This is a genomic window from Pseudomonas cannabina, assembly GCF_900100365.1.
In the GTDB taxonomy this organism is placed as follows: domain Bacteria; phylum Pseudomonadota; class Gammaproteobacteria; order Pseudomonadales; family Pseudomonadaceae; genus Aquipseudomonas; species Aquipseudomonas cannabina.
In genome coordinates, this window is the sequence record NZ_FNKU01000001.1 from 3,071,658 (window position 1) to 3,098,636 (window position 26,979).

25 protein-coding genes are annotated in these 26,979 nt (G+C 58.8%); 13 read left to right on the top strand and 12 right to left on the bottom strand.

Annotated elements, in window-relative coordinates; genetic code table 11:
• The first annotated feature begins 5 nt into the window (after window positions 1–5).
• Together BLT55_RS14445 and BLT55_RS14450 are read left to right on the top strand one after the other, a co-directional pair.
• Window positions 6–407 carry a YbaN family protein gene (locus BLT55_RS14445; protein ID WP_055000170.1) on the top strand — a complete coding sequence of 134 codons (402 nt, stop codon included), beginning with the start codon at window positions 6–8 and terminating at the stop codon, window positions 405–407.
• Between the two features lie 174 nt (window positions 408–581).
• Window positions 582–815 (top strand): hypothetical protein, encoded by a 234-nt coding sequence (locus BLT55_RS14450; protein ID WP_055000171.1) that lies wholly within the window; start codon window positions 582–584, stop codon window positions 813–815.
• A 51-nt stretch (window positions 816–866) separates the two neighbouring features.
• On the opposite strand, the gene pap is transcribed toward BLT55_RS14450, so the two are convergent.
• Window positions 867–2,363, bottom strand: a complete 1,497-nt coding sequence (gene pap / locus BLT55_RS14455) for a polyphosphate:AMP phosphotransferase (RefSeq protein WP_055000172.1) — start codon at window positions 2,361–2,363, stop codon at window positions 867–869.
• 148 nt (window positions 2,364–2,511) lie between these two features.
• Between pap and mnmC the strand changes: the two genes are divergently transcribed.
• From mnmC to BLT55_RS14485, 4 genes are all read left to right on the top strand, one after another.
• Window positions 2,512–4,494 (top strand): bifunctional tRNA (5-methylaminomethyl-2-thiouridine)(34)-methyltransferase MnmC2/FAD-dependent 5-carboxymethylaminomethyl-2-thiouridine(34) oxidoreductase MnmC1, encoded by a 1,983-nt coding sequence (gene mnmC, locus BLT55_RS14460; RefSeq protein ID WP_055000173.1) that lies wholly within the window; start codon window positions 2,512–2,514, stop codon window positions 4,492–4,494.
• 1,349 nt (window positions 4,495–5,843) lie between these two features.
• Window positions 5,844–6,512: an ABC transporter ATP-binding protein gene (locus tag BLT55_RS14475; protein WP_074800569.1), complete on the top strand. Its 669-nt coding sequence runs from the start codon at window positions 5,844–5,846 to the stop codon at window positions 6,510–6,512.
• Window position 6,513: 1 nt separating this feature from the next.
• Window positions 6,514–8,994 carry an ABC transporter permease gene (locus tag BLT55_RS14480; RefSeq protein ID WP_055000760.1) on the top strand — a complete coding sequence of 827 codons (2,481 nt, stop codon included), beginning with the start codon at window positions 6,514–6,516 and terminating at the stop codon, window positions 8,992–8,994.
• Window positions 8,984–10,063, top strand: a complete 1,080-nt coding sequence (locus tag BLT55_RS14485; RefSeq protein ID WP_055000759.1) for a lipocalin-like domain-containing protein — start codon at window positions 8,984–8,986, stop codon at window positions 10,061–10,063. Before BLT55_RS14480 ends, BLT55_RS14485 begins: the two co-directional genes overlap by 11 nt.
• A 45-nt stretch (window positions 10,064–10,108) precedes the next feature.
• Here the strand turns inward: BLT55_RS14485 and BLT55_RS14490 are convergent, their stop codons facing one another.
• From BLT55_RS14490 to BLT55_RS14500, 3 genes are all read right to left on the bottom strand, one after another.
• Window positions 10,109–10,408, bottom strand: a complete 300-nt coding sequence (locus tag BLT55_RS14490) for a hypothetical protein (RefSeq protein WP_223862806.1) — start codon at window positions 10,406–10,408, stop codon at window positions 10,109–10,111.
• Between the two features lie 129 nt (window positions 10,409–10,537).
• On the bottom strand, window positions 10,538–11,515 hold the full coding sequence (locus tag BLT55_RS14495; protein ID WP_007247761.1) for an IS5 family transposase: 978 nt from the start codon (window positions 11,513–11,515) through the stop codon (window positions 10,538–10,540).
• A 67-nt stretch (window positions 11,516–11,582) separates the two neighbouring features.
• Complete coding sequence (locus BLT55_RS14500; RefSeq protein WP_317846206.1) at window positions 11,583–11,798, bottom strand: hypothetical protein; 216 nt, start codon at window positions 11,796–11,798, stop codon at window positions 11,583–11,585.
• A gap of 273 nt (window positions 11,799–12,071) precedes the next feature.
• On the opposite strand from BLT55_RS14500, the gene BLT55_RS14505 reads away from it, so the two are divergent.
• From BLT55_RS14505 to BLT55_RS14520, 4 genes are all read left to right on the top strand, one after another.
• The gene (locus BLT55_RS14505; protein ID WP_055001307.1) at window positions 12,072–13,844 is read left to right on the top strand and encodes an N-acetylglutaminylglutamine amidotransferase; all 1,773 of its coding nucleotides are present in this window, start codon (window positions 12,072–12,074) and stop codon (window positions 13,842–13,844) included.
• A 3-nt stretch (window positions 13,845–13,847) separates the two neighbouring features.
• A complete protein-coding gene (ngg, locus tag BLT55_RS14510; RefSeq protein WP_055001306.1) occupies window positions 13,848–15,596 on the top strand; it encodes an N-acetylglutaminylglutamine synthetase in 1,749 nt (582 codons plus the stop codon).
• Window positions 15,597–15,678: 82 nt separating this feature from the next.
• Window positions 15,679–16,875 carry an osmoprotectant NAGGN system M42 family peptidase gene (locus BLT55_RS14515; RefSeq protein ID WP_055001305.1) on the top strand — a complete coding sequence of 399 codons (1,197 nt, stop codon included), beginning with the start codon at window positions 15,679–15,681 and terminating at the stop codon, window positions 16,873–16,875.
• Between the two features lie 95 nt (window positions 16,876–16,970).
• Window positions 16,971–17,198 carry a YheU family protein gene (locus BLT55_RS14520; protein WP_003363315.1) on the top strand — a complete coding sequence of 76 codons (228 nt, stop codon included), beginning with the start codon at window positions 16,971–16,973 and terminating at the stop codon, window positions 17,196–17,198.
• A 25-nt stretch (window positions 17,199–17,223) separates the two neighbouring features.
• On the opposite strand, the gene csrA is transcribed toward BLT55_RS14520, so the two are convergent.
• The 4 genes from csrA to BLT55_RS14540 all read right to left on the bottom strand — a co-directional run bounded on the left by csrA (window position 17,224) and on the right by BLT55_RS14540 (window position 19,590).
• Window positions 17,224–17,418 carry a carbon storage regulator CsrA gene (gene csrA / locus BLT55_RS14525; protein ID WP_007248594.1) on the bottom strand — a complete coding sequence of 65 codons (195 nt, stop codon included), beginning with the start codon at window positions 17,416–17,418 and terminating at the stop codon, window positions 17,224–17,226.
• 170 nt (window positions 17,419–17,588) lie between these two features.
• The gene (locus BLT55_RS14530; protein WP_055001304.1) at window positions 17,589–17,921 is read right to left on the bottom strand and encodes a YnfA family protein; all 333 of its coding nucleotides are present in this window, start codon (window positions 17,919–17,921) and stop codon (window positions 17,589–17,591) included.
• Between the two features lie 371 nt (window positions 17,922–18,292).
• Window positions 18,293–19,108 (bottom strand): SDR family oxidoreductase, encoded by an 816-nt coding sequence (locus BLT55_RS14535; RefSeq protein ID WP_055001303.1) that lies wholly within the window; start codon window positions 19,106–19,108, stop codon window positions 18,293–18,295.
• 104 nt (window positions 19,109–19,212) lie between these two features.
• The gene (locus BLT55_RS14540) at window positions 19,213–19,590 is read right to left on the bottom strand and encodes a DUF2784 domain-containing protein (protein ID WP_055001302.1); all 378 of its coding nucleotides are present in this window, start codon (window positions 19,588–19,590) and stop codon (window positions 19,213–19,215) included.
• Window positions 19,591–19,913: 323 nt separating this feature from the next.
• Here BLT55_RS14540 and BLT55_RS14545 point away from each other — a divergent pair, with 323 nt between their 5' ends.
• Window positions 19,914–20,066 carry a DUF3309 family protein gene (locus BLT55_RS14545; protein ID WP_032606058.1) on the top strand — a complete coding sequence of 51 codons (153 nt, stop codon included), beginning with the start codon at window positions 19,914–19,916 and terminating at the stop codon, window positions 20,064–20,066.
• A gap of 142 nt (window positions 20,067–20,208) precedes the next feature.
• On the opposite strand, the gene BLT55_RS14550 is transcribed toward BLT55_RS14545, so the two are convergent.
• The 4 genes from BLT55_RS14550 to BLT55_RS32150 form a co-directional block, all read right to left on the bottom strand.
• On the bottom strand, window positions 20,209–21,867 hold the full coding sequence (locus BLT55_RS14550; RefSeq protein ID WP_054080101.1) for a cation acetate symporter: 1,659 nt from the start codon (window positions 21,865–21,867) through the stop codon (window positions 20,209–20,211).
• A complete protein-coding gene (locus tag BLT55_RS14555) occupies window positions 21,864–22,175 on the bottom strand; it encodes a DUF485 domain-containing protein (protein WP_002552552.1) in 312 nt (103 codons plus the stop codon). Before BLT55_RS14555 ends, BLT55_RS14550 begins: the two co-directional genes overlap by 4 nt.
• 408 nt (window positions 22,176–22,583) lie before the next feature.
• Window positions 22,584–23,438 carry a glycine betaine ABC transporter substrate-binding protein gene (locus tag BLT55_RS14560; RefSeq protein ID WP_055001308.1) on the bottom strand — a complete coding sequence of 285 codons (855 nt, stop codon included), beginning with the start codon at window positions 23,436–23,438 and terminating at the stop codon, window positions 22,584–22,586.
• A gap of 1,018 nt (window positions 23,439–24,456) precedes the next feature.
• Window positions 24,457–24,873: a hypothetical protein gene (locus BLT55_RS32150; RefSeq protein WP_138936812.1), complete on the bottom strand. Its 417-nt coding sequence runs from the start codon at window positions 24,871–24,873 to the stop codon at window positions 24,457–24,459.
• Here BLT55_RS32150 and BLT55_RS14570 point away from each other — a divergent pair.
• Both BLT55_RS14570 and BLT55_RS14575 read left to right on the top strand, forming a co-directional pair.
• Complete coding sequence (locus BLT55_RS14570; RefSeq protein WP_007248600.1) at window positions 24,872–26,170, top strand: alpha/beta fold hydrolase family protein; 1,299 nt, start codon at window positions 24,872–24,874, stop codon at window positions 26,168–26,170. The genes BLT55_RS32150 and BLT55_RS14570 overlap by 2 nt on opposite strands.
• A complete protein-coding gene (locus BLT55_RS14575; protein ID WP_007248601.1) occupies window positions 26,163–26,975 on the top strand; it encodes an MlaA family lipoprotein in 813 nt (270 codons plus the stop codon). The genes BLT55_RS14570 and BLT55_RS14575 overlap by 8 nt, the downstream gene beginning before the upstream one ends.
• Window positions 26,976–26,979: the final 4 nt, after the last annotated feature.

Sequence of the window (26,979 nt, forward strand, 5' to 3'; positions counted from 1 at the left end):
CGCCTATGGCGCAAGATGCACCGCGCACTAGCCGCCATTGGTGGGTGCGCTATCTGCTTACAGCGGTCGGCTGGCTGAGCGTTGCGCTGGGCGTCATCGGTATTTTCCTGCCGGTGCTGCCTACCACGCCCTTCCTGCTGCTGGCCGCCGCCTGTTTTGCGCGCAGTTCTCCACGCTTCTATCACTGGCTGATCAACCATCGGCAGCTCGGCCCGTGGATTCGGGATTATCTCGAAGGCAACGGCATTCCGCTCAAGGGCAAGATCTACGCGATTGGCATGATGTGGGCGAGCATCAGCCTGTCCTGTTACCTGGTGCCCTCGAACTGGGCTCGCGGGTTCATGCTGACCAGCGCCGTGCTGGTGACGCTCTATATTCTCAAGCAGAAGACGCTGCAAAAGCGTTGAGCACGACTGCCGTGTATCTCCCATGAAACAGCATGTTTTCTGGCATAGCGCCTATGCGAAAACCGTCTGAGGTCGCGCTGAAACTCGCTTAGGCTTCAGTGACACGTCGCGAATGGACTGAGGCGGTTGATTCGCCAGCGACAGGCCGTCTGACCTGTCTCAGGGAGAAAAAACATGCGAGATCTGACCCCCCTTTACAGCGCCGTCCTGCAAGCGGTGGAGGCGATGGCTCCTTCCGGACAACCGCCAATGCCCGAAGACATGACGCCGGACGAGCACGTACCCCAAACGCAGCACTACACTGAGTCCCAATTGCGCCTGCATCGATTGCTGAACGGCGACTTTCAGCCAACAGCTGAACGGGTAGACACCGACCCGATTGCGCAGCCTGCAAGTGAACAGCAATGACCGTTCACTCTGCGCGCACTCAAACCGCGTGGCGAGAGGCGTTGAAGACGATCACTTCTTCCTGTCCTTGGCAAAGGCCTTCTCCAGCGCTTCATTGATCGTGCGCAACACCTTGACCCTCGCCCAGCGCTTGTCATTGGCTTCGATCAGGGTCCACGGCGCAATCTCGGTGCTGGTGCGATCCACCATGTCGCCGACGGCCTGACGATAGTCGGGCCATTTCTTGCGGTTGCGCCAGTCGTCCTCGGTGATCTTGTAGCGTTTGAACGGGATCTTTTCACGCTCCTGAAAACGCTCCAGTTGGGTCTGCTGATCAATCGCCAGCCAGAACTTGACGACCACCACACCCGCCTCGGTGAGCTGCTCTTCGAAATCGTTGATTTCAGCGTAGGCACGCTTCCAGTCGGACTCGCTGCAAAAGCCCTCGACCCGCTCGACCAGCACCCGGCCGTACCACGAGCGGTCGAAGATGGTGAATTTGCCGCGTGCCGGTATCTGTCGCCAGAAGCGCCACAGATACGGCTGCGCGCGCTCGTCCTGGGTGGGCGCAGCAATCGGCACGATGGCGTATTGTCGCGGGTCAAGCGCTGCCGCGACCCGGCGGATTGCCCCGCCTTTGCCCGCCGCGTCATTGCCTTCGAACACCGCCAGCAGCGCATGGTGTTTCATGCGCTTGTCACGCATGTTGCCCGCCAGCCGCGCCTGCTCGGTAATCAGTTGCTGCTGGTAGTCATCCTTGCTCAGTTGCAGGCTCAGGTCGAGGCTGTCCAGCAACGTGCGTTCGTCGTTATGAATGGCCAGCGGCCCGACCGTCAGCGCGCTGGGCTCGGGTTCAACCTTATTTAGCGCGGCCTGCATGCCTTCCAGCAGCAGGCGACCAACCGTCAGGCTGCGATAGTTGGCGTCCACGCCTTCGATCACATGCCAGGGCGCGTACTCGCGGCTGGTGCGACGCAGCACCCGCTCGCCGAAGCGCACGAATTTGTCGTAGGTCTTGGATTGCTGCCAGTCCAGCGGGCTGATCCGCCAGCTGTGCAGTGGGTCGTCCTTGAGGGTCTTGAGGCGCAGCTTCATCTGTTTCTTGGACAGGTGAAACCAGAATTTGAAGATCAGTGCGCCTTCGTCACAGAGCATCTTTTCCAGACGCTCCGCGCCGCTGATGGCCTGATCGAGCACCGCATCCTTGTAACGACCGTGCACGCGATCCTGAAGCATCTGGCTGTACCAGTTGCCAAAGAAAATCCCCATGCGCCCCTTGGCGGGCAGTTGTCGCCAGTAACGCCAGGCCGGCGGGTGCGCCAGCTCTTCGTCGGTCTGCTGGTCGAAGGTGCGCACCTCTATCAGGCGCGGGTCCATCCATTCGCTGAGCAGTTTGACCGTCTCGCCCTTGCCCGCGCCTTCGATGCCGTTGATCAGCACGATGATCTGTCGCCCGGCCTGCTCGTGCAGGTCGATCTGTGCCTCCAGCAGCGCTTCACGCAGGTCGGGCAAGTCTGCCTCATAAGTGTCATCGTCAATGGCATGACCGATTTCAGCGGATTCAAACATGCACAGCTCCTGATTGATGTGGGCTCGGAGAACGCCTGATGCAGAGTGTGACCACTGATGACGGGCATCGGTCAATCCGCACATCCTTGATAGCACTTTTACCTGCGCAGACGGCTAAAATGCGCCCACTGCCTTTGCTGAGCCTGACATGACTATGACCCGCCACGCCCGGATCGACTGGGACGAACAAGGCAATCCGCGTTCCCGCGACTTTTCCGACGTGTACTTTTCCACCGAATCCGGTCTGGACGAGACGCGCCATGTGTTTCTGGTGCAGAACGACTTGCGTCGACGTTTCACCGAACTGCCGGTCGACGGACGACTGATCATTGGCGAGACCGGGTTTGGCACCGGGCTGAATTTTCTGTGTGCCTGGCAGTTGTTCGATGAATGCGCACCGGCGGGTGCGCGCCTGCATTTCGTCAGCGTCGAAAAATACCCGTTGAGCCGCGCCGATCTGCAACGGGCCCTGGCGCTGTGGCCTGAGCTGTCGACGTTCGCTCGACAATTGCTCGATCAGTACGTTGCAATACATGAAGGCTTTCAGCGTCTGGTGTTCGATGACGGCCGGGTCAGCCTGACGCTGCTGGTCGGCGATGCCTTGCAGATGCTGCCGCAGCTCGACGGGCCGGTCGATGCGTGGTTTCTCGACGGCTTCGCTCCGGCGAAAAACCCGGAAATGTGGACCCCGGAGCTGTTCGCCGAACTGGCGCGGCTGTCCACCCCGAACACCAGCATTGGTACGTTTACCAGCACCGGTTGGGTGCGGCGCTCGCTGAACGCGGCGGGCTTCAAGATGAAGCGGGTGCCGGGTATCGGCCATAAATGGGAGGTGCTGCGCGGTGTTTTTATCGCGTGGCCAGAGAACGTCGCATCGGCACCTGCGGCCAAACCCTGGTTCGCCCGCCCGGCCCCGCGTGTAGGCGATCGCAAGGCGCTGGTGATTGGCGCCGGGCTGGCAGGGTGCGCGACGGCGCAAAGTCTCGCGCAGCGCGGCTGGCACGTCAGCCTGCTGGAACGCCATGCGGCACCGGCGCAGGAAGCGTCGGGCAATCCGCAGGGCGTGCTGTATCTGAAGCTGTCGGCGCATGGCACCGCGCTGTCGCAGTTGATCCTCAGTGGCTTTGGCCACACGCGCAGGCTGCTTGAGCGCTTGCAGCGGGGTGTCGACTGGGATGCTTGTGGCGTGCTGCAACTGACCTTCGACGACAAGGAAGCGCTGCGTCAGCAGCAACTGGCCGAGGCTTTTCCCGAATCGCTGCTGCACTTGCTGGACCAACCCGCCGCCGAGTTGCAGAGCGGCGTTGCGCTGAACAGCGGCGGGCTGTTTTACCCTGAGGGCGGCTGGGTGCATCCGCCCGCCTTGTGTCACGCGCAGATCAAGCATCCGAATATCCGCCTGATCGCTCATCACCAGGCGCTCGCGCTGCGGCGTGTCGATGATCAATGGCAGGTTTGGGATGACGCGCATCTGATCGACAGCGCGCCAGTTGTGGTGTTGGCCGGGGCGGCGGATATCAAGCAGTTTTCGCAGAGCGCCGACTTGCCGCTCAAGCGCATTCGCGGGCAGATCACGCGCTTGGCGCAGACTCAGGCCAGTACCGCGTTGCGCACCGTGGTGTGCGCTGAAGGCTATGTCGCACCGGCGCGTCTGGGCGAGCATACGCTGGGCGCCAGCTTTGATTTCAACAGCACTGATCTGACCCCGAACCTGGCCGATCACCTGGATAACCTGGGATTGTTGCGAGAGATTTCGCAAGACCTCACCGCACGCCTTGAGGCCGCCGACCTGCCGCCCGAGCAGTTACAGGGTCGCGCGGCGTTTCGCTGCACCAGCCCGGATTATTTGCCTATCGTTGGGCCGTTGGCAGACCGCGAGGCATTCGTTCAGGCCTATGCCGTGCTGGGCAAGGATGCGCGTCAGGTGCCGGACATCGCCTGCCCGTGGCTGGATGGTCTTTACGTCAACAGCGGTCATGGCTCACGCGGCTTGATCACCGCCCCGCTGTCCGCAGAGTTGATCGCCGCCTGGCTCGACAACGAACCGCTGCCCTTGCCACGTAGCGTCGCCGAGGCGTGTCATCCCAATCGCTTTGCGCTGCGCGGGCTGATTCGGGGTGGCGGGAAGTAGCGCCAGGGTGTCGTGCCAATGCGAGTTTTTACAGACAAGCTCTGAAGAGCCCAAAAAAGGGGCTCAAACCACGATGGTTATCGTGCCCATGCTCCGCGTGGACATGCCATCTCGTGACGCTCCGCGTCACACAGCGGTTCTGCGATGTCAGTGATGTCTGCTTACGACTCAAGGCACCTTTTCACCCCTCGGCGAGTTACTTTGATGGGGCCAAAGTAACCAAACCCCTTGGCTCCGTTTCCGGCCCGACTTCGTCGGGTTCCTTCGTCCTGACACTGATCCGGGGGTCGCTGCAACGGGCCATCCTTGGCCCGGTGCAGCTTGCTCGGCGTCCTGCCTCGCATCCCCCGGATCAGTGTCAGGACTCAGCCGTCACTTACGTCGCAATCGGCGTTGTCAGTGCCATCGCGATAAAAAAGCGTTTTCGTTTATGTGCAGTGCCAGCGGGCAGGGCATGACGTTGTGCGGCAACGCAGATGTGACGCTCCGCGTCACACGGTTATGCGATGTCAGTGATGTTTGTTTCTGACTCAGGTCACTTTTGCGCCCTTACGGCGCCCTACTTTGAGGGACCAAAGTAGGCAAAGTCCCAGCTCCATTTCCGGCCCGACTTCGTCGGGTCCCTTCGCCCTGTCACTGATCCGGGGGCCGCCGCAACGGGCCATCCGTGGCCCGGTGCGGCTTGCTCGGCGTCCTGCCTCGCATCCCCCGGATCAGTGTCAGGACTCAGCCGTCACTTACGTCGCAATCGGCGTTGTCAGTGCCATCGCGATAAAAAAGCGTTTTCGTTTATGTGCAGTGCCAGCGGGCAGGTCATGACGTTGTGCGGCAACGCAGATGTGACGCTCCGCGTCACACGGTTATGCGATGTCAGTGATGTTTGTTTCTGACTCAGGTCACTTTTGCGCCCTTACGGCGCCCTACTTTGAGGGACCAAAGTAGGCAAAGTCCCAGCTCCATTTCCGGCCCGACTTCGTCGGGTCCCTTCGCCCTGTCACTGATCCGGGGGCCGCCGCAACGGGCCATCCGTGGCCCGGTGCGGCTTGCTCGGCGTCCTGCCTCGCATCCCCCGGATCAGCGCCAGGACTCAGCCGTCACTTACGTCGCAATCGGCGTTGTCAGTGCCATCGCGATAAAAAAGCGTTTTCGTTTATGTGCAGTGCCAGCGGGCAGGGCATGACGTTGTGCGGCAGCACAGATGTGACGCAGAGCGTCACGAGATGGCATGACGACGCGGAGCGTCGCACGATAGCCAAGGAGGATGCAGAGCGTCGTTAAGGGCATCTACCCGCGACGCGCACGCGTTCAGGCGCTACTCTTTGAACTCAGTCAGGAATGTAGAGCCGCTCATGCTGCAAGTGCGAAACGTATTCAAGCGCTACACCACGGTCCAGGGTCCGCTGGCTGTTCTGCGCGGTGTCGATCTGCAATTGGCGCAGGGTGAGAGCCTTGCGCTGATGGGGGAATCCGGCAGCGGCAAGAGTACGTTGTTGCACCTGATCGCGGGCCTTGATCAGGTTGATGAAGGCAGTATCGAGGTCGCAGGCCAGCGTCTGGACCTCATGAATGAAAGCCAGCTGGCTAACTGGCGGCGCACCGAAATCGGCCTGGTGTTTCAGCAATTCAACCTGATCGGCAGCCTTAAAATCGCCGACAACCTGGCGTTTCAGGCACGACTGGCCGGGCGATTCGACGCTGCCTGGCAGGCACACTTGATCGAGCGGCTGGGCCTGGGGGCTTTGCTGGATCGCTATCCAGAGCAATTGTCCGGCGGTCAGCAGCAGCGTGTCGCGATAGGTCGCGCCCTGGCCTCACGTCCCGGTCTGTTGCTGACCGACGAGCCTACCGGCAATCTTGACGAAGCCACCAGTGACGAAGTGTTGCAGCTGTTGCTGGATCTGCTCGGCGACAGCACCACCAGCCTGCTGATGGTCACCCACAGCCCAAGGGTTGCCGAACGCTTGTCGCGCCAGGTGACACTGCAACATGGGCGACTGGCCAGCGAAGGCGAGCACTGAGATGCGCGTTTTTTACTGGACGTTGCGCGCCCTGCTGAGCCACTGGAGACGCCATCCGGTGCAGTTTTTCAGCATATTGACCGGCCTGTGGCTGGCCACCGCACTGCTGACCGGCGTGCAGGCGCTCAACAGTCAGGCGCGAGAAAGCTATCAGCGAGCCAGCCAGTTGATTGGCGGCGAACCGCAAACCAGCATTTCGGCCACCAGCGGCGGGCTGTTCGCTCAGGACCTGTTCATCCAGTTGCGCTGCGAAGGCTGGCCTGTGTCGCCCATGCTGCAAGGTCGCGTCGTGCTTAAAGGGCTCGAAGATCGCCGCTTGCAGTTGATGGGTATCGAACCGGTGACGCTTCCCCCTGGCTCGGCCCTGGCCGGACAAACCCTGGACTCCGATCAGGTTGTTGACTTCCTCACACCGCCGGGCATGACCTGGATTGCGCCGCAGACCCTGCAAACACTGGGGTTTAAGGAGGGCCAGCAACCGCTGACCGAAACCGGTGTTCCACTGCCCCCCTTGCACGTCAAAGCCGACATGGCGCCCGGCGTGCTACTGACCGACATTGGCTTCGCGCAAGCGCTGCTCGACCAGCCGGGTCAGTTGTCCCGAATGCTGGTGGCCAAGGATTTCGCCCAGCAGAGCCCGGCATTGCCACCCGCGCTGAATAACCTGCTGGTTATCAAGAAAAGTGGCGAAGAGAACAACCTGGAACGCCTGACCGAAAGCTTTCACCTGAATCTGAATGCACTCGGGGTGCTGTCATTTATCGTTGGGCTGTTCATCGTCCACGCGGCCATTGGCCTGGCACTGGAGCAGCGCCGCGGCTTGCTGCGCAACCTGCGCGCCTGCGGGGTGAGCGCCCGTTTGCTGATGACGACGCTTGGCGTCGAGCTCGGCGTGCTGGCCCTGATCGGTGGTATTTTCGGCGTGATCAGCGGCTATCTGCTGGCCAGCCTGCTGCTACCGGATGTCGCGGCCAGCCTGCGAGGGCTTTATGGGGCTGAGGTCGCCGGCCAGTTGAATCTGAGTCTGTGGTGGTGGTTGAGCGGGATTGGCCTGAGTCTGTTTGGCGCACTGCTGGCGGGTGCGAACAGCCTGTTGCGTGCGGCACGCTTGCCCTTGCTGGCGTTGGCCGATGCGCAAGCGTGGCAACAGGCTCATGCGCGCTGGCTGCGACGGCAGGCTTGGGTGGCCGCGACCGGGGCGCTGGTTGCTGCAGCGGCCTTGCTGTTCGGCGATACGCTGATGCTGGGTTTTGTGATGATGTCTGCTCTGTTGCTCAGTGCGGCGCTGGGCCTTCCGGTATTGCTGGATGCCATGCTTGGTGGCCTGCTCAAGCGCAGTCGTTCGGTGCTAGGCCAGTGGTTTTTCGCCGATTGCCGTCAACAGTTGCCAGCCTTGAGCCTGGCGCTGATGGCATTGCTGCTGGCGATGGCTGCCAATATTGGCGCAGGCAGCATGACCTCGGGGTTTCGTGAAACCTTCAACAGTTGGCAGGAGCAACGCCTCACCGCCGAACTGTATGTCAGCCCGCAAGACCCGGCGCAGGCCGAGCCCTTGCAAACCTGGCTGAGCCAGCAACCGGAGGTCAGCGCAGTGCTGCCCAACTGGCAGGTGCCGGTGCAAATTCAGGGCTGGCCTGCCGATCTGTTTGGCGTTATCGACCACAGCACCTATCGCCAGCACTGGGAATTGCTCGAATCGGTCTCCGGCGATCCGTGGAATCTGTTGCGCGATGAAGACACGGTGATGCTCAGCGAACAGTTGGCGCGCCGCCTTGGTCTGGGGCTGGACGATACGCTGAACATTCCGGTGCCCAACGGCACGTGGGCGGTGCGTATCATCGGGATCTATGCCGATTACGGCAATCCCAAGGGCCATCTTCTGGTTAATTCGAACCATCTGCTTGCCCACTGGCCGCAACTGACGCCGGTTCGTTTCAACCTGAGGATGGATCATTCGGCAACCACACCCTTGGCCGCCAGACTGCAAGACCGCTTCAAGCTGGACGACAACCACATCATCGATCAGAGCCAGCTCAAGCGCTGGTCAAGCCAAGTCTTTGAGCGCACGTTTGCTGCCACTGCTGCACTCAACAGCCTGACCCTGGGTGTGGCCGGTGTCGCACTGTTCATCAGCTTGCTGACCCAGAGCCAGAGCCGGCTCGGGCAACTGGCTCCGTTGTGGACGCTCGGTGTGACGCGACGGCAACTGATGCTGTTGAATCTGGGACAGACCTGGCTGCTGGCGGTGCTGACGCTGGTCCTCGCGCTGCCGCTGGGCCTGACGCTGGCATGGTGTCTCGATGCGGTGATCAACGTTCGGGCCTTCGGCTGGCGGTTGCCATTGCAGGTGTTTCCGATGCAATTGCTGCAACTGATGGCGCTGGCGATGCTGGCGACCTTGCTGGCCTCAGCCTGGCCACTGTTGAAGTTGTACCGCAGTCGCCCGGCTGATTTACTGAGGACATTCGCCAATGAACATTAACTGGCTGATGCCGCTGGCGTTCGCCTTGCTGCTCGTTGCCTGCGATGACAAACCGCAACCCGAAAGCGGTTTCGCCGGGCTGGGCAATGCCGCCGACGCCTACACGCAGGTGACGCCGGGCAAGGTTTTTTCATTTCCCGAGGATCACGGCCAGCACCCGGGCTTTCGCATCGAATGGTGGTACATCACCGCCACCTTGAAAGATGACACCGGGCAACCCTTCGGTGTGCAATGGACCCTGTTCCGCAGCGCTCTGCGCCCAGGCAAGCAGCCCGGCAGCGGCTGGAATGACGGCACGATCTGGCTGGGCCACGCGGCTGCGACTTCAGGCAGCGGCCATTACGTGGCGGAGCGCTACGCACGTGGCGGAATCGGGCAGGCCAACGTGACGCTGGCGCCCTTCTCGGCCTGGATCGACGACTGGGGGTTCACCAGCGATGCCAAACCCGGTGACCCGCTGGTCACGATGCAGTTGAAAGCCAGCGGCAAGGGTTTTCGCTACGACCTGCACCTCACTTCCAGCAAACCGCTGGTGCTGCAAGGTGAACAAGGCTACAGCCAGAAATCCGAGGCCAGTCAGGCCTCCTACTATTACAGCCAGCCGTTCTTCAAGGCCAAAGGCAGTGTAGAAATCGAGGGCAAAACCCATCAGGTCACCGGCAACGCCTGGCTGGACCGGGAATGGAGCAGTCAGCCATTGACTGCCAATCAGAGCGGCTGGGACTGGTTCTCCCTGCAACTGGCCGACGGCGACCGCCTGATGCTCTACCGCATCCGCTACAAGAACGGTACACCCTACCTGACCGGCAACTGGATCAGCGCCGACGGCACGACCACATTACTGCACGCCAGCGAGATCAGCCTTGAACCGTTGAACGAAACCTCGATCGGCGACCACAAGGTACCCACCCGCTGGGCGATCAGAATTCCCGGCAGGAACCTGAACATCACCACCGAAGCGCTGAACCCCAAGGCCTGGATGGGCACAAGCATCCCCTACTGGGAAGGCCCGGTGAAGTTCAGCGGCAGTCAGCAGGGGGTCGGGTATCTGGAGATGACGGGGTATTAATAGTCTTTATTGAGACTGCGGCGTCTCACAGGACCGGGACGCGGGCTAGCCGTTATGAGGAGCGAATCTTGCCATTCCCAAAACGTTTCCGCGAGCATCGACAGCGGGCCTGAACTCTTGCGGAATATCGGATTGAGCGCGCATTGCTTCATCAAGTGCTTCACGCATATCGCTCCACTCAGTCAGCTTGGTGCTAATCTGCTGGACAATATTTTCAGAAGTATCACCGGTGTTAAAACCGGTATCGTTGGTCAGGTATCGATGATGCGCAGCAGCTGTTTGCAGCAGTGCGTCGGTGACCCGGTGAAGCCGATGGTAATGCTCTCTAAGGAGACGCTGAACAATTAACCCGTTCGCACCGTCCCCATTTCCAAGCCGGTTTTTTTCAACCTGCCGGCCTTATTTTACGTTTCTCGAGCAGATTTCTGCCCTCATTTTGCTGAAAGGCGGGCCAGTCCCGCCTTTCAGACGGATTTATCCTGCCGTCTGTTGTAAATACCGCTTGGCCAGCATCAGATTGGCCAACCCAAACAAACTGAACAACTGCGCTGTATTCTTTTCCAGCCCACGGTAGCGAACCTTGCGATGATTGAAGCGCACCTTGATTACCTGGAAGGGGTGCTCGACCTTGGCACGCAGTTGCGCCTTGGCATATTCAATTTTGCGCTTGACCCGATACAGCACGCTGCCTTCGCCGTGCTGCTTGTAACTGCTTGGCCGTTCTGCAATCGACCAGATAACGTCCCGTTCAGCATGCTCCGGTCGCTTGGCCGCACCGGTGTATCCAGCGTCACCCGAAACATAGGTTTCGTCACCGTGAAGCAACTGGCCAACCTGGGTGACATCCGCCACGTTAGCGGCCGTCCCTACTACGCTGTGCACCAGCCCCGACGTGGCGTCTACACCAATGTGGGCCTTCATCCCAAAGTGCCATTGATTGCCTTTCCTGGCCTGATGCATCTCAGGATCACGCTTGCCTTCTCGGTTCTTGACCGAGGGCGGCGCGGCGATCAGAGTAGCGTCGACGATAGTGCCTTCCTTGAGCAGCAGCCCCCGGCTGGCCAGATGCTGGTTAATCGTTTCAAACAGCAGCCGGGTTAGCTGATGGACTTCCAGCAAGCGGCGAAAACGCAGCAAGGTGGTGGCATCCGGTGCAGACTCGCGACCCAGGTCGATACCCATAAAACCGCGGATGGCCTGGCTGTCGTAGACGGCATCTTCGCAACCTTCATCGGAGAAACCGAAACACTGCTGCACGACGTACATGCGCAACATGCGCGACACCCCTATCGCAGGGCGTCCGCGCTTGCCTGCGGTGTTGCTATAAAACGGCGCCACTTGCGCCTCCAGCAGGGCCCAGGGCACCAACTGTTCAAGGTCAGCCAGGAAGCGATCTCGGCGAGTCTGCTTTTTCTTGCCGGTATATTCGAGTTCGGAGAAGGTCTTCTGCACGCGCGTAACGCTCACGGAGAGGGAGGCTGTTGAAGGAACTTAGTGTGCCAAGGGTGGGGACAGTTGGCTATTTTTGCAGCGCCTCCCTAAGTGTCTGTGGAGCCTCATTGTTAATAAAATGCAACTGAGGCCGAGTGAGGCCAGCCGCATTATCCAGAGCATCTTTTGCACTGAGCAACTGAGCAGGCGTGACTTCGTCATCGACCTCTGAACCCTGGCCAACCCGTTCTGGAGAATTGACCTGCCGAGCCATGCTGGCCCCACCAACGCATACGTTTCCCATTTAAATAAGTCCTCTCAGGGTGAAATGATTCGCATCGTTTACGTGGTCGCGGGCACCCGACTGGTTCCATGCCTGTCACAAAAATTGGCACTGGCGGGCACAAGATTTCGAGACAGGAATTGACCAATACTTTTATTTTTTACACACGCTCGAACCATCCACCGACGAACGCTTATAACTTTTTGATCTAAAACTACGCCGCCCTCACTGGGTCAGTTTCTGGGTGACTGCACTTTCTCAGTCACCTCCCCAACGGAAACCCGGTAAGGACTTATGTGCGGATTAGCAGGTGAACTTCGTTTCGACCATCAACCAGCGGACCTTGCCGCTGTTGAACGCATTACCCATGAGCTGGCGCCTCGCGGCCCGGATGCGTGGGGTTTTCATAGCCAGGGACCGATTGCCCTTGGGCATCGCCGTCTGAAAATCATGGACCTGTCGGATGGCTCGGCGCAGCCGATGATCGACAGTCATCTTGGCCTGTCGATGGCCTTCAACGGTGCGATCTACAACTTCCCCGAATTGCGTGCCGAGTTGGAAAGCCTTGGCTATCAGTTCCATTCCGGTGGCGACACCGAGGTGTTACTCAAGGGCTACCACGCGTGGGGCGCAGAGATGCTGCCCAAGCTCAATGGCATGTTTGCCTTTGCCATCTGGGAGCGCGACAGCAAGCAGTTGTTCATTGCCCGTGACCGTCTCGGCGTAAAGCCGTTGTACCTGTCGAAAACCGACAAGCGCCTGCGCTTCGCGTCTTCGCTGCCTGCCCTGCTCAAGGGCGGTGATATCAGCGGGATGCTTGATCCGGTGGCGCTCAATCATTACCTCAACTTCCATGCTGTGGTGCCTGCACCGCGTACGCTGCTGGCCGGCGTCGAGAAGTTGCCGCCTGCCAGCTGGATGCGCATTGACGCCAGCGGCAAGGTCGAGCAGAAAGTCTGGTGGACCCTGCCTTACGGTCCCCACGAGGACGAGAAAAATCTTACGCTGGAAGACTGGCGCGACCGTGTGCTGGACAGCACCCGCGAAGCGGTTGCCATTCGTCAGCGTGCGGCGGTGGATGTCGGCGTGCTGCTTTCAGGTGGTGTCGATTCGAGCATGCTGGTCGGTCTGCTGCGTGAAGTAGGTGTCGAAGACTTGTCGACCTTCTCCATCGGCTTCCAGGATGCTGGCGGTGAACGTGGCGATGAATTTCAGTACTCGGACCTGATCGCCAAGCATTACGGCACGCGTCACCATCAGTTGCGCATTCAGGAAAGCGAGATCATCGAGCAGTTGCCTGCGGCGTTCCGCGCCATGAGCGAACCGATGGTCAGCCACGACTGCATCGCCTTTTATCTGCTGTCGCGCGAAGTGGCCAAGCATTGCAAGGTCGTGCAGAGCGGCCAGGGCGCTGACGAGCTGTTTGCCGGTTATCACTGGTACCCGCAAGTCGATGGCGCAAGCGACCCGGTCGCGGCCTACCGTGACGCCTTTGTGGACCGCAGCTACGCCGAATACGCCGATACCGTTCAGCCTAAATGGCGCACTGCCAACGACGCCGCCGGTGACTTCGTTCGCGATCATTTCGCCCAGCCGGGTGCCAGCGCAGCGGTCGACAAAGCCTTGCGTCTGGACAGCACGGTGATGCTGGTCGATGACCCGGTCAAACGGGTCGACAACATGACCATGGCCTGGGGCCTGGAAGCGCGCACGCCGTTTCTCGACTATCGTCTGGTCGAGCTGTCTGCGCGGATTCCCGGCAAGTTCAAACTGCCCGATGGTGGCAAGCAGGTATTGAAAGAAGCGGCGCGTCTGGTCATCCCGTCAGAAGTGATCGACCGCAAAAAAGGTTACTTCCCGGTGCCCGGCCTCAAGCACTTGCAAGGCGACACCCTTAACTGGGTACGCGACCTGCTGACCGATCCGAGCCAGGACCGTGGTCTGTTCAACCCGACCATGGTCGACAAACTGCTGACCAACCCCGAGGGCCAGCTTACGCCACTGCGTGGCTCCAAGTTGTGGCAGTTGGCAGCGCTGAACCTGTGGCTCAGCGAACAAGGACTGTGATTGATGAAACAGAACGCGACGACTTATAGCCAACGCCTGTTGCGCGGACAGTCGCCCTCGTATGAACGTCTGCAAGCGCGCCTCGCCGAAGATGGCAGCCAGATCGATGCAGAGCCTCTGGCGCTGCATTGTGGTTGGGGGCGCCTGCTGATCGGTCACACCTATCCTGATCCGGCAGCGCTGGCCCAAGAGCTGTTGAATGAAAAACCCGGCGAGCGCGACATTGCCCTGTACGTGGCCGCGCCACAGCAGGTGCTGGCGCAGGCGCCGCAACAGTTGTTTCTCGACCCGTCGGACACGTTGCGTTTATGGTTCAGCGACTATCGCCCTGCACAGCGTGTGTTCCGCGGTTATCGCATTCGCCGGGCACATAACGAAGCCGACTGGCAGGCGATCAACAACCTGTACCTGGCGCGCGGCATGCTGCCCATCGCCCCTGCCCTGCTCACCCCGCGTCATCAGGGCGGCCCGGTGTATTGGGTGGCCGAGGACGAGGGCAGCAACACGATCATCGGCAGCGTCATGGGCCTGAATCATCAAAAAGCCTTCAACGACCCGGAAAAAGGCAGCAGCCTGTGGTGCCTCGCGGTGGATCCGCAATGCACCCGGCCTGGCGTCGGTGAAGTGCTGGTGCGCCATCTGATCGAGCATTTCATGAGTCGCGGTCTGAGTTACCTCGATCTGTCGGTGCTGCATGACAACGAGCAGGCCAAAGCGCTGTACGCCAAACTGAATTTTCGTAACCTGCCGACCTTCGCCATCAAGCGCAAGAACGGCATCAACGAATCACTGTTTCTCGGCCCGGGCCCGCAGGCGGATTTCAATCCGTATGCGCGCATCATCGTCGAAGAGGCGCATCGTCGCGGTATCGACGTGCAGGTGGACGATGCGGATGCCGGGCTGTTCACGCTCAGCTATGGTGGCCGCCGCATTCGCTGCCGGGAATCGCTGAGCGACCTGACCAGCGCGGTCAGCATGACCCTGTGCCAGGACAAGAGCCTGACTCATCGCGCGTTGAAAGCGGCCGAGCTGCGTCTGCCGGCGCAACAACGAGCAGGTGACGAGGCGGACAATCGTGCGTTTCTCGAAGAACACCAACGCGTCGTGGTCAAGCCGCTGGATGGCGAGCAAGGCCAAGGCGTTGCAGTGGATCTGCGTACCCTCGAAGATGTGCAGAACGCCATCGAGCAGGCACGCCAGTTCGACAGCCGGGTGATTCTGGAAAGCTTCCACGAGGGTCTGGACCTGCGCATCGTCGTGATCGGCTTCCAGGTGGTAGCCGCCGCGATACGTCGCCCGGCAGAAATCATTGGCGATGGCCGTCACACCATCAAGCAGTTGATCGAAGCGCAAAGCCGTCGTCGTGCAGCAGCCACCGATGGCGAAAGCCGTATCCCGATGGATCAGGAAACCGAGCGCACAGTGCGTGAAGCCGGTTTTGACTATGCCGACATCCTGCCGATGGATCAGCGTCTGGCCGTGCGCCGCGCGGCCAATCTGCACACCGGTGGCTGCCTGGAAGACGTCACCGCGATCCTGCACCCGGTGCTCTGCGATGCAGCGGTACGTGCCGCCCGAGCACTGGATATTCCAGTGGTCGGCCTGGACCTGATGGTGCCTGCCGCCGATCAGCCCGAGTATGTGTTCATTGAAGCCAATGAACGCGTCGGGCTGGCCAACCATGAACCGCAACCCACTGCCGAACGCTTCGTCGATCTGCTGTTTCCGCACAGCCTGCCTGTGCATATCTGATCGCAGCTGCAAGTTTCAGGCTGCAAGCGGGTGTTTCAACCCTTGCAGCCTGTGGCTTGCAACTGCTCCATAAGGAGCATTCATGACCCCTGCAACCATTCCCGATCCGGATCTGAAGTACCTGCAGAAAGTTCTGTTGGAAATGCTCGCGATCCCAAGCCCCACAGGCTTCACCGACACCATCGTGCGCTACGTGGCCGAGCGTCTGGAAGAACTGGGCATCCCTTTCGAATTGACCCGTCGCGGCACGATTCGCGCCACGCTCAAGGGCAAACAGAATAGCCCGGACCGAGCCGTATCAGCGCACCTGGACACCATTGGTGCCAGTGTTCGTGAAGTCAAAGACAATGGCCGACTGGCATTTGCGCCAGTCGGTTGCTGGTCGAGCCGCTTTGCCGAAGGTAGCCGGGTCAGCGTGTTCACGGACACCGGCGTGATTCGCGGCAGCGTGCTGCCGCTGATGGCGTCCGGCCACGCGTTCAATACCGCTGTGGATGAAATGCCGATCAGCTGGGACCACGTGGAGCTGCGTCTGGACGCTTATTGCACCACGCGTGCCGACTGCGAATCGCTGGGCATCGGCATTGGCGACTTCGTGGCCTTCGACCCGTTGCCGGAGTTCACCGAAAGCGGCCATATCAGCGCTCGTCACCTGGATGACAAAGCCGGTGTTGCGGCGCTGCTGGCGGCGCTCAAGTCGATTGTCGAAAGCGGCGCAGAGCCATTGATCGACTGCCATCCGCTATTCACCATCACCGAAGAAACCGGCACGGGTGCTGCGGGCGTGCTGCCGTGGGACGTCAGCGAATTCGTCGGCATCGACATCGCGCCAGTCGCACCGGGCCAGCACTCCAGCGAACATGCGGTCAGCGTGGCCATGCAGGATTCGGGCGGTCCTTACGATTACCACCTGTCCCGTCATTTGCTGCGTCTGGGCGTGGAAAACGAGCTGCCGGTGCGCCGCGACCTGTTCCGCTATTACTACAGCGATGCGCATTCTGCGGTAACGTCGGGGCATGACATTCGTACCGCCCTGCTGGCCTTCGGCTGCGACGCAACGCATGGTTACGAGCGCACCCACATCGACAGCCTGGCGGCGCTCAGCAAGCTGCTTGGCGCGTACATCCTCAGCCCGCCCGTGTTTGCCAGCGATGCCAAGCCGGCGCAGACATCACTGGAGCGGTTCAGCCATCAGCTCGAACACGACGCGCAGATGGAGTCCGATACCCGCGTGCCGCCGGTCGACAGCCTGATCGGGCAGAATCGCGAGGAGAGTTGAGGCCAGGGGTCTGTTCCCACAGACCTTGGGTGAATTGAATTGCGGTGCCTGGCACCGCAGTTCTATCATCGCCGCTCATCGATAAGAGAACCGCCATGCTCATCCCCTACGATCAACTGGAACCTGACCCCCTCACCCGCCTGATCGAGGATTTTGTCACCCGCGAGGGCACTGACAATGGCGATGAAACGCCACTGCAAACTCGCGTACTGCGCGTCAGGCATGCGTTGACCAAAGGTCAGGCGGTGATCTTTTTCGACCTTGAAAGCCAGCAATGCCAGTTGATGCTCAAGCATGATGTGCCCAAAGAATTCTTTGAGTAAGCCCTGACTGAAGCCGGCATGCTGCCTATTGCGGTGGTATCGGCTCTTGCTGTGACAGCATGTTGGCAATTCGCTTGTAGACCTCGGCACGATGAACCTTGATGTCTTTGGGCGCACTGATCCCGAGCCTGACCTGATTGCCGTTTATCCCCAGGATCTGCACGGTGATGTTGTCACCGATCGAAAACGTCTCGCCAATTTCCCGTATCAGTACCAGCATGGTCCTACTCTCTCGTTGCGCAAAAGAGGCAGGGTGCACGGCACATGCGAGGGCTTCAATGTGGTAATGGCAAATCAGTAACGTCCTTCAAGGTCATCGGAAAAGACCGAAGGAAAGATCTGACTTTATAGCCAGACCTGTAGGAAAACTCTGCGCGACTGCGCGTTTTCTCAGGACGCCGACCAGCGCGGCCCCAGCAAAATGATGGTCGCGCCAATAACGCAGAACGCCAGACCCAGCCAGTCGCTGCCAAGCGGTCGGACCCTCTCGACCAGCCCCAGCCAGGCGATCGACGCAACGATGTAGATTCCGCCATACGCCGCGTAGGCACGCCCGGCATACGCCGCCTCCACACGCGTCAACAGCAAGGCGAACACAGTCAGGCTGATCAGCGCCGGAATGACCCACAGCGCACTTTTACCTTGACGCAGCCACAGCCAGAAGGCGTAGCAACCAGCTATCTCGAACAGGGCGGCGAGGAAAAACCACAGGTAATTGAGCATGAAAGGTTCTCGGGGCAGAGCGAAACGATGCGCGCAACCCTATCAGAAAACCGTGCGGTCATGACCGAGATGGCGCCGGGCATCTCAACCAAGCCCACTATCGTGCGACACAGAGCGTCGCGAACTGCATTCCCACTTGTGGGAGTGAGCCGGGCGACGCTTCGCTTGCTCACGAAGAGACCATTACAGTCTCCAGAGATCGCTGATCTGACAATCCGCCTTCGCGAGCAAGCTCGCTCCCACAAGCTCAGTAAAACCGCAAAACTTTTACAAGCCTCTGGTCCTTGTGAGAACCCCGCGGGATTGAGCCTGCTCACGAAAAGGCCATTGCAATCGTGCCCACGCTCCGCATTCGGTGCTGGCGCCCCGCGTCAGGCATGCCCTTTCTGCGCCTTGGCGCGCATTTTTGCGCACATGACGGTCATCTCGTCGTACATCGCCTGCGGCTGTTTACGCTTCATGTCCCAAGCCATCCGGCCTTCTTCGTGGGGCAGGATCATGAACTCGCCTTCGGCCACCTGCCTGAAGATATGGTCGGCGATATCTGCAGCGCTGATCGGCGATTTCTCCAGCAGCCTGCCGATCTGCGCTTTCATCGCCGGGGTCGGACCGCGGAAGGAGTCCAGCAGATTGGTTTGAAAGAACGACGGGCAGACCACGTGCACGCTCACCTCCTGATCGCTCAACTCAACCAGCAGGCTCTCGGAAAGCGCCACAACCCCGGCCTTGGCAACGTTGTAATTGCTCATGGCCGGCGCCTGCATCAGCGCGGCCATCGAAGCGATGTTGATGATCTTGCCTTTACTGGCCAGCAGCATCGGCAAAAACGCCTTGCAGCCTTTGACCACGCCCATCAGGTTGATCGCGATCTGCCAGTCCCAGTCTTCCAGTGACAGCTCGTTGAAGAAACCACCCGACGCCACACCTGCATTGTTGACGATAACGTCGATGCCGCCGAAGCGCTCGTCGCAAGCCTGGGCGAACGCGGTGAGCTGGCTGTAATCGCGAACGTCGCAGCGCAGAACAAAACCGTCACCGCCCGCCTCGCGCACCAGCCTGATGGTTTCCTGCAGACCGACATCGTTAACGTCCGACAAGGCCAGCCGCCATCCTTCGCGCGCCCAGCGCAGGGCGATTTCACGGCCCAGACCTGAGCCGGCGCCAGTAATCATGATGCGGTTTTGCATAGCCGAGTGCCTTGTGATGTGCAGGAATCGCCTGAGTGTAATCACAGTCGCAGTCTGAAAACCCCACCATCAGGGTGCTGAATGCCTGGAGCAAACCCGCAGCCTCATGAACGCCGGAACCGAGCCCCATAGCGCACCAGCAGAACGCCATACACCGCCACATTGATCACCACAACAACAGCGCCCAGCCAGAGCTGTATGTCCGGCGTCAGCCCTGCGGGATAAATCAGCGGAATCAGATAGTGCTCCACGAAACCGCCGTCATAACCCTGCTCGCCAGCCTGGCTGCGCAGTGCATTCTCAAGTGGTGTCAGCGGGCAGTACAGGTGCAGAAACTCGACCGCCGTGCCCCAGGCAATGGCCGGAATATGCAGCAACACCAACCCGGGCTTTCTCAACACCAGAAGACCGCCAAACAGCACGAACAGGATAAACACCAGATGGAACACGACCACCGCGTCCGCTGCCACTCGATACCCCATCTGCCCACCCTCTAACGGCTCATGTTAATGCGCAGGTTGTACGCAATGCGGACGCTGAAAAAGACTGTTAGTTCAACGCCTTTTAAGACCATTTAGTTCCCTGAACGCCACTCTCTGCGCTATTTATTGTAGGACAAATAGACACTAAGCCCCTGATTCAAAAGAATTTTAATATTTGTAAGCATTTATTAAAAATACGTCGAACCTTTCGCCTGCCTGCACAGTCGGATACGTCAAGCTGATCAATTACACACTCAGCGGTGTGAAAAGCTGAAAAGCACTCGTTATCTAACTGGACTTTAAAGAGGGAACTCACCACGGGCATCGGCACTATTCTTATCATCGTTCTGATTCTGCTGCTGGTCGGCGGTCTTCCAGTATTCCCGCACTCGCGCAGCTGGGGCTACGGTCCGTCGGGCATCATCGGTACGATCCTGGTGATCCTGCTGATTCTGGTGTTGCTCGGCAAGATATAACCCGCCGCCACCAACTCAGTCGTCAAAGAAACCCCGCTTTCCCAAGCAGGGTTTTTTATTGTCAGGAAAAAGCAGTGCCCGGTAAAAAATCGCGCCCATGAAAAAGCAGCCCGAAGGCTGCTTCGTTCATGACACGTGCTGCTTAGTGCGAAACCGCACCGCTGGCACCCAGCCCCGTTTGCGACCGGACGAACTGCGGGTAGAACAAGGCGCGCTCGCCTTCCGCCGCTTTCGACTTATCGGTGATGGAGAAGAACCAGATCCCCACGAATGCGATGGCGATAGAGAACAGAGCCGGGTATTCGTAAGGGAAGATGGCTTTAGGGTTGTGCAGGATCTGCACCCAGATGGTCGGACCCAGCACCATCAACACCACGGCGCTGATCAGGCCCATCCAGCCACCAATCATGGCACCGCGAGTGGTCAGGTTTTTCCAGTACATGGAAAGCAGCAGGATCGGGAAATTGCAGCTGGCCGCAACCGAGAACGCCAGACCGACCATGAAGGCGATGTTCTGGCTTTCGAAGGCGATGCCCAACAGGATCGCCACGACGGCCAGCGCGATGGTGGTCATTTTCGAGATGCGAATCTCGTCTTTCTCGTTGGCCTTGCCCGCTTTGATCACGCTGGCATACAGGTCATGGGAAACCGCCGACGCGCCTGCCAGGGTCAGACCGGCAACTACCGCGAGGATGGTGGCGAAGGCCACCGCCGAAATGAAGCCCAGGAACAAGCTGCCACCCACCGCATCGGCCAGGTGAACCGCTGCCATGTTGTTACCGCCCAGCAAGGCACCTGCTGCATCCTTGAACGCCGGGTTGGTGCTGACCAGCAGAATCGCGCCAAAACCGATGATGAAGGTCAGGATGTAGAAGTAGCCGATGAAGCCCGTGGCATACAGCACGGATTTACGCGCTTCCTTGGCATCGCTCACGGTGAAGAAGCGCATCAGGATGTGCGGCAGACCCGCCGTACCGAACATCAATGCCAGGCCCAGCGAGAACGCCGAAATCGGGTCTTTCACCAGACCGCCCGGGCTCATGATCGCCTCACCTTTAGGGTGAACCTTGATCGCCTCGGAGAACAGCATGTTGAAGTCGAAGTTGACGTGTTTCATGACCATCAGCGCCATGAACGACGCGCCGGACAGCAACATGACCGCCTTGATGATCTGCACCCAGGTGGTCGCCAGCATGCCGCCAAACAACACGTAGAGGCACATCAGGATACCGACCAGCACCACCGCAACGGTGTAGTCCAGACCAAACAGTAACTGGATCAGCTTGCCGGCACCGACCATTTGCGCAATCAGGTAAAACGCCACCACCACCAGCGAACCGCAGGCAGACAGGGTGCGAATCTCTTTTTGCTTGAGGCGATACGAAGCCACGTCGGCAAAGGTGTATTTACCAAGGTTGCGCAGGCGTTCGGCGATCAGGAACAGAATGATCGGCCAGCCCACCAGGAAACCGATCGAGTAGATCAGGCCGTCGTACCCGGAGGTGTAGACCAGCGCGGAAATACCCAGAAACGACGCCGCCGACATGTAGTCACCAGCAATCGCCAGACCGTTCTGAAAACCGGTGATCTTGCCGCCCGCCGAGTAGTAGTCCGACGCAGTCTTGTTCTTTTTCGACGCCCAGTAAGTGATGTACAGCGTGAAGGCAACGAACACCACGAACATGACGATCGCAGCAACGTTGAGGGGTTGTTTCTGTACTGCGCCAGTCAACGCGTCGGCCGCCCAGAGGGTCGGAGCGAATGCGGCCAGGCCAAGTGCTGCCGATAGGCGCCGGATCATTGCTGAGCCTCCTTCAGGATCGCGTTGTTCAGGTCATCGAATTCGCCGTTTGCGCGGCGAACATAGATGGCGGTGAGCACAAACGCTGAAAGAATCAGCCCTACGCCTATCGGCATCCCCCAGGTAATGGTCGATGTGGGGCTCAGCTTGGCACCCAGAATATGGGGCCCGTAAGCAATCAAAAGGATAAAGGCTGCGTACAGCCCAAGCATGATCGCCGAGAGAATCCAGGCGAAACGCTCTCTTTTGGATACCAGCTCCTTGAAACGGGGGCTGTTTTGAATCGAGAGGTAAATGCTGTCGTTCATTGTTTTTGTCCTCGCAGCACAGATGAGATGTCACGTAACGCACTTTAGTCGGGTCCGGCGCGCACTCCAGACGACCTTAGTATTAGGTTCTGTACGAAAAGTCGGCGAGCGAAGGTCAGGCAAGGCAAAAACAGGCGAGGAACGGCCGGGGTCGCGTTCGACTCTACGTGTTGTAAATGAGCATTCCGATTGGACTCGCATCCGAGCCTGTTTTTAACGCAGCATCACCGAGCGTAGCCACTTTACGTACAGAGCCTAGAACGACATTAGCCTGCGATTCCACTACCCGCACGGCCACAACGCACCGCCAGTCGGTCGCATGCAAAACCGGCTGTCCCAGAACGGCAAAAGGCCGCCTGGCGTTAACATCAGACGGCCTCGGGAAGCTTGTTGCAGAGCGTTTCGAGATTATTTAGCGGTCCATTCAGCGACTCGATCCGGGTGTTTGGCGACCCAATCCCTGGCGGCGGCTTCAGGCTTTGCGCCGTCCTGGATGGCCAGCATCACTTCGCCAATTTCATCCTTGGAGGCCCACTGGAATTTCTTCAGGAAGGCCACGACGTCCGGGGCTTTTTTCTCCAGACTCAGGCTGCCGACGTTGTCGACCGTTTCAGCAGCCCCATAGACACCTTTGGGATCGTCCAGAAAACGCAACTTCCACTTGGCGAACATCCAGTGCGGCACCCAGCCGGTGACAACAATGGCTTTCTGCGCTTTCTCGGCACGCGTCAGCTCGGCAATCATGCCCGCGCCGGAACTGGCCTGCAGTTTGTAACCGTCCAGCCCGTAGTCCTTGATCGCCTGATCGGTCTTGAGCATCACACCCGAGCCGGCATCGATACCGGTGATCTTTTTATTGAAGGAGGTATCGGTCTTGAGGTCTTCGATACTTTTGGCTTTCACGTATTCAGGCACGATCAGGCCAATCTTGGCGTCCTTGAAGTTGGGCCCGTAGTTGACGACCTGATCCTTGTACTTGGCGTAATACTCGCCGTGGGTGCCTGGAAGCCACGCAGACAGCATCAAGTCCAGTTTGTCGGTGGCCACCGCCTGCCACATGATCCCGGCCGCGACAGACTGCAACTTGACGTCATAGCCGAGCTTTTGTTTGATCACTTCAGAAGCCACGTAGGTAGTGGCGACACTGTCGGACCAGCCTTCTACGTAGCCAATGGTCAGACTTTTGGTTTCAGCAATCGCCAGCGTGGAGCTGACAGCAAGTACCAGAGCGGCACCCGCCCCCAGTATTTTTCGCATCATCATCGTCACTTCCCCGGAAGTCTGCACCGACTGTTGTCGGATATGGTCAACGTTGTTTTCAAGACCGCACCCATGCTTGGTGCTCGTCGTCATACACACATTTGCTTGTGATTCTGGCCGCAGGCCGTGGGAGCGAACCGGGCGATGCTTCGCGTGTTCGCGAAAGGGCCGGTATGCTCAACGAAATGCATCGTCTGAATGATCGTCTTCGCGGACAAGTCCGCTCCCACAGCCTGCCATCCTGTCACCCTGCACGCTTTGATCGCTGCCGCGCGCAATGGCACGTATAGCAACGCCACCTGATCATCAACCTGCTGGCCAAGCGGACATGCTCTGGCTGCGACACTCGGGCAACGGGAAACGACAACAAGCAGTCACCAGCGACAAGACCTGCATAAAAACGTCTGAGCCTGGCTGGTTTTATAAAAGGAAACAGGATGTGTTACCGCCGACTCACATCCACCGACCCGAACGGGTAACACGGGAACAGTTTTTCTAGCGCAGCCCGTTCACCACCATCCGCAGTACAGATAAGTATCTGTTTTAGAAGGATTTTAAAAAATTGGCACAGCTTCTGCTATATCTCTTGCATAACAAAAACAAGAAATGACGCAGCAACCCATAAAAACAAGACGTAACGGCTCTGACACAACAAGAACAAAACGGACAGAGGCGCAGCTAACAGATTTTTTTGGAGTGGACCCGCTTTACAGAGACCTTTTAGGGAGGCGCTGATTTATTCGATTTTTCGTCCCTGCAACGCTCTGGAGGCCTTGATTTATCTGGGGGCAACAGCTGGGTTTTAGAATAAATCAGCGTCTCCTTAGGGAAGGTCTGAAAAAGCCTTTTCTTCAAAAGTCGAAGCCAGTAAATACAGGCGCTCCAGCCCGGTTCCTCTCCAAAAAAATGGGCTTTTTCAGAGGATACTTAGTGAAAGGCCTCGCGACCGGACAGAGAACAATAAAACTACCGACAGGTAGCTCCAGAACCGGTGGGATCAAGCTGTTGTGCAGACAGATGATTAAAGTGAATCAGCGCTCAAAAAAATACGTTTGCTCTTGACCCTGATTGGGGGTCGCACAAAAACGCTGTAAAGGGATTGGTCGCCAACAACAATAACAGGCCGCCCTATAACAATAAAAAGAGCAGGTAAAACACATTGGAGGAGAGCCACGGCTCTCCTTTGTGCTTTGCGCCTTTTGAAAACCCGCCCCGGAACTGGATGTAGCGGTGTTGAGCCCCCGCCTGCGTGAGCAAAGCGGCCAATCTGCGCTGCGTGCGAAAAAATAAACCGCAGATCTGCATTGAAAAATCCCCGGAGCGTGTATTGTTCCGTCATATTTACACGGTTACCCGGTGAGATGCGGCACTTTGGCACTACACCTTGGTCATAGCCTGCGTATTTCATCAGCACTTCTTTCCCAAGGGATTTAGTCATGCTCCGTTTTCTGCGCTTCGCTACCGTTATAGGTGGCTTGTGTTTAAGTGCGTCCGCTCTGGCGACCAATGTCGACCCAGCCACCTATGGCTACCCGCTGACTAATCCGTTTGAAGCGACCATTGCCAGTACGCCGCCCGATCTGCGTCCCGACCTGCCTGATGATGAAGACATCGACCAGGACGTCTATACCCTGAACCTGCACCCAGAGCGCGAGTTCACCCTGCCCGACAACTTCTGGGCCGTTAAGAAGCTGCACTATCTCCTGGCCGAACAGGATCATGCTGCACCGCTGATCTTCCTGATTGCCGGTACAGGTGCACCGTACAACAGCACCATCAACGAATTCCTGAAAAAACTGTATTACGGTGCGGGTTACCACGTCGTGCAGTTGTCCTCGCCGACCAGCTACGACTTCATGAGCTCGGCTTCGCGCTTTGCGACGCCGGGCGTGTCCACGGAAGACGCTGAGGACATCTACCGGGTCATGCAGGCCATTCGTGCCCAGCACGCGCAACTGCCAGTGACCGATTATTACCTGACCGGTTACAGCCTCGGGGCGCTGAATGCTGCATTTGTCAGCAAGCTCGACGAGACCCGCCGCAGCTTCAATTTCAAGAAAGTGCTGCTGCTCAACCCGCCGGTCAACCTCTACACGTCGATCACCAACCTCGACAAACTGGTGCAGACCAACGTCAAGGGCATCAACAACACCACCACGTTCTATGAACTGGTACTGGCCAAACTGACGAGCTATTTCCAGAAAAAAGGTTATATCGATCTTAACGACGCGCTGTTGTTCGACTTCCAGCAGTCCAAGCAGCACCTGACCAACGAGCAGATGGCCATGCTGATCGGTACGACGTTCCGTTTCGCGTCGGCCGATATCGCCTTCACCTCCGACCTGATCAACCGTCGCGGTTTGATCACGCCACCGAAATTTCCGATTTCCGAAGGCACCAACCTGACGCCGTTCCTCAAGCGTGCCCTGCAATGCGACTTCGATTGCTACCTGACCGAGCAAGTCATTCCGATGTGGCGTGCGCGCACTGACGGTGGCAGTCTGCTACAGATGGTGGATCAGGTCAGCCTGTATGCACTCAAGGATTACCTGCACAACAACACCAAGATCTCCGTCATGCACAACGCTGACGATGTGATTCTGGGCTCCGGTGATCTGGGCTTTCTGCGCAAGACCTTCGGCGATCGCCTGACCGTTTATCCATACGGTGGTCATTGCGGCAACCTTAATTACCGCGTCAACACCGACGCCATGCTGGAGTTTTTCCGTGGCTAAACGTCTTTTACTCCTTGCCGCCCTGCTCTGCGCAGGCACCGCTCAGGCCGCTGACGCGGACACCGGCAACAAGGCTCAGCACCCCGCCACCGTGGCTCGCCAGACTGACGCAGATGGTTTCACTCAGCCACTGAAGTCGCTGCAGTTCAACCCTGGGCTGGATCAGCGCGAGTTCGAGCGCGCGTCCATTAACGCCCTGGAAGTCTACGACCCGCTGGAGTCGTGGAATCGCCGGGTTTACCACTTCAACTATCGCTTTGACGAGTGGGTGTTCCTGCCGGTCGTGAATGGCTATCGCTATGTGACGCCGGGCTTCGTGCGCAGCGGTGTGAGCAACTTCTTCAACAACCTGGGCGACGTGCCTAACCTGCTGAACAGTTTGCTGCAGTTCAAGGGCGAACGCTCGCTGGACATCACCGGTCGCCTGCTGCTCAACACCACCATCGGTATCGCCGGCCTGTGGGACCCGGCCACCATGATGGGCCTGCCGCGCCAGACCGAAGACTTCGGCCAGACACTGGGTTTCTACGGTGTTCCTGCCGGCCCTTACCTGGTATTGCCGCTGTTCGGCCCGTCGAACCTGCGTGACACCGGCGGCATGCTGGTCGACTACACGGCTGAAAACCAGATCAACTTCCTGAACGTTGCCGAAGTCAGCAACGACCATCCGGAAATCATCGTACTGCGCGCGGTCGACCGTCGTTACGTCACCAGCTTTCGCTACGGTCAGTTGAACTCGCCGTTCGAGTACGAGAAGGTCCGCTATGTCTATACCGCATCGCGCAAATTGCAGGTTGCCGAGTAAGTAA

What these genes read in the sequence shown, in the direction of transcription:
- BLT55_RS14445 (WP_055000170.1), top strand. Translation starts at nt 6, where the DNA reads ATGGCGCAAGATGCACCGCGCACTAGCCGCCATTGGTGGGTGCGCTAT.
- BLT55_RS14450 (WP_055000171.1), top strand. Translation starts at nt 582, where the DNA reads ATGCGAGATCTGACCCCCCTTTACAGCGCCGTCCTGCAAGCGGTGGAG.
- pap (WP_055000172.1), bottom strand. Translation starts at nt 2,363, where the DNA reads ATGTTTGAATCCGCTGAAATCGGTCATGCCATTGACGATGACACTTAT.
- mnmC (WP_055000173.1), top strand. Translation starts at nt 2,512, where the DNA reads ATGACTATGACCCGCCACGCCCGGATCGACTGGGACGAACAAGGCAAT.
- BLT55_RS14475 (WP_074800569.1), top strand. Translation starts at nt 5,844, where the DNA reads ATGCTGCAAGTGCGAAACGTATTCAAGCGCTACACCACGGTCCAGGGT.
- BLT55_RS14480 (WP_055000760.1), top strand. Translation starts at nt 6,514, where the DNA reads ATGCGCGTTTTTTACTGGACGTTGCGCGCCCTGCTGAGCCACTGGAGA.
- BLT55_RS14485 (WP_055000759.1), top strand. Translation starts at nt 8,984, where the DNA reads ATGAACATTAACTGGCTGATGCCGCTGGCGTTCGCCTTGCTGCTCGTT.
- BLT55_RS14500 (WP_317846206.1), bottom strand. Translation starts at nt 11,798, where the DNA reads ATGGGAAACGTATGCGTTGGTGGGGCCAGCATGGCTCGGCAGGTCAAT.
- BLT55_RS14505 (WP_055001307.1), top strand. Translation starts at nt 12,072, where the DNA reads ATGTGCGGATTAGCAGGTGAACTTCGTTTCGACCATCAACCAGCGGAC.
- ngg (WP_055001306.1), top strand. Translation starts at nt 13,848, where the DNA reads ATGAAACAGAACGCGACGACTTATAGCCAACGCCTGTTGCGCGGACAG.
- BLT55_RS14515 (WP_055001305.1), top strand. Translation starts at nt 15,679, where the DNA reads ATGACCCCTGCAACCATTCCCGATCCGGATCTGAAGTACCTGCAGAAA.
- BLT55_RS14520 (WP_003363315.1), top strand. Translation starts at nt 16,971, where the DNA reads ATGCTCATCCCCTACGATCAACTGGAACCTGACCCCCTCACCCGCCTG.
- csrA (WP_007248594.1), bottom strand. Translation starts at nt 17,418, where the DNA reads ATGCTGGTACTGATACGGGAAATTGGCGAGACGTTTTCGATCGGTGAC.
- BLT55_RS14530 (WP_055001304.1), bottom strand. Translation starts at nt 17,921, where the DNA reads ATGCTCAATTACCTGTGGTTTTTCCTCGCCGCCCTGTTCGAGATAGCT.
- BLT55_RS14535 (WP_055001303.1), bottom strand. Translation starts at nt 19,108, where the DNA reads ATGCAAAACCGCATCATGATTACTGGCGCCGGCTCAGGTCTGGGCCGT.
- BLT55_RS14540 (WP_055001302.1), bottom strand. Translation starts at nt 19,590, where the DNA reads ATGGGGTATCGAGTGGCAGCGGACGCGGTGGTCGTGTTCCATCTGGTG.
- BLT55_RS14550 (WP_054080101.1), bottom strand. Translation starts at nt 21,867, where the DNA reads ATGATCCGGCGCCTATCGGCAGCACTTGGCCTGGCCGCATTCGCTCCG.
- BLT55_RS14555 (WP_002552552.1), bottom strand. Translation starts at nt 22,175, where the DNA reads ATGAACGACAGCATTTACCTCTCGATTCAAAACAGCCCCCGTTTCAAG.
- BLT55_RS14560 (WP_055001308.1), bottom strand. Translation starts at nt 23,438, where the DNA reads ATGATGATGCGAAAAATACTGGGGGCGGGTGCCGCTCTGGTACTTGCT.
- BLT55_RS14570 (WP_007248600.1), top strand. Translation starts at nt 24,872, where the DNA reads ATGCTCCGTTTTCTGCGCTTCGCTACCGTTATAGGTGGCTTGTGTTTA.
- BLT55_RS32150 (WP_138936812.1), bottom strand. Translation starts at nt 24,873, where the DNA reads ATGACTAAATCCCTTGGGAAAGAAGTGCTGATGAAATACGCAGGCTAT.